Origin of the sequence: Bacillus sp. EKM202B (assembly GCF_011066025.1) — a bacterium.
Taxonomy (GTDB): domain Bacteria; phylum Bacillota; class Bacilli; order Bacillales; family Bacillaceae_G; genus Bacillus_A; species Bacillus_A toyonensis.
On sequence record NZ_JAAMNK010000084.1, the window covers coordinates 1 to 1,317 of the forward strand.

A 1,317-nucleotide genomic window follows, 5' to 3' on the forward strand; every position below is an offset into this window, starting at 1 on the left:
TGGTCTTATCCCTGTCAAGTAGACAGTATTAAAAAGACTAAGCAGCCATCGAGATTCGATATTCTATCGGAGCTCGATGGTTGAGTCGTTTTTGGAAACGTTTATAGTTATAAAAGTAAATATATTCTTCAATTGCTTGTATTAAATCCGCTTCTGTTTTAAAATGATTCAAATACAACATCTCCGATTTAAAATGGGAGAAAAATGACTCGATACAGGCATTATCATGGCAGTTTCCTTTGCGAGAGTGGCTGCCAATGATACCTAAATCTAAAAGTCGTTTGTTGTAGGCATGAGATGTGTACTGGAACCCCTGATCTGAATGGAGAATGGTTCCACGCACATCTCTTTTTTGTGCCAACAGTTCAATTGTATCTAATACAAGTTCATTATCATTACGCTTGGATATTTTCCAAGAAACAACTTCGTTATTATAAATATCTTGTACAACAGAAAGATAGCGGAAGCCCTCTTGAAATCGTAGGTAGGTAATGTCTGTAACAAGCGCTTCATTTTGTTGGCGATCTTTGAATTCACGGTTTAAAACATTTGGAAAAGTATTAGAATAATTCCCTTTAAAGAAGCGACGCTTCTTCCGAATAATAGACTGAATGTTAAGCTCACTCATTAATCGATATACCTTTTTGTGATTTATAAAATAACCCTCTTCTTCTAAAGCAATTTTCATACGTGGATAACCATATTCTTTGTGCTTTAGGTGAATAGATTGAATTACCTTTTTTAATCGTTTATCGGATTCTAGTCGTATGTTGTTCATACTTTTTGTATGAATCCACTTATAGTAACTTGAGCGATGTACACCCGCAAAATTAGTAAGCCATATAACGGGATATTTTCTCTTTAGTAATTCAATGATATGATATCGTTCTTTATATTTTAGTACGCCCCCATTTACAGATTTGGATACTGCTTTTTTAAATATTCAACCTGAGCCTTATAGTAATCACGCTCTTCTTCAACAGTTTTAAAATGAATCCGTTTACCTTTTAAAGGGTTCGGTATACCTTTCATTTTATTATTTTCCCCACGAGTATCTGTAATTTCACCACATTCTTTATATTTTTTCACCCAATTTTTAAGTTGTGTAGAGCTTCTAATCTGATATTTCTCCGCTATCATATCGTAGCTTCCTTCACCGTTTAAATAACTTTGAACAGCTGATAACTTTATCTCATTTGAGTATGTATTAAATGTTGTACCTTTTTTGGCCATGAAAAATCCCCTCCAAGTAATAGTGTAACATCCATGTGTATACATGGTCTTTTTCACACTGTCTACCTAAAGGGGATAATATCA

The 1,317-nt window shown here is 34.0% G+C and carries 1 protein-coding gene; it reads right to left on the bottom strand.

What is annotated here, in order from left to right; all coding sequences use genetic code 11:
* Positions 1-37: 37 nt before the first annotated feature.
* Positions 38-1,233, bottom strand: a protein-coding gene (locus G9F74_RS29370; protein ID WP_368493273.1) for an IS3 family transposase whose coding sequence is annotated in 2 segments (ribosomal slippage) — positions 38-939 and positions 939-1,233 — 1,197 coding nt in all. Because the reading frame shifts where the segments join, the coding sequence is not laid out codon by codon here.
* Positions 1,234-1,317: the final 84 nt, after the last annotated feature.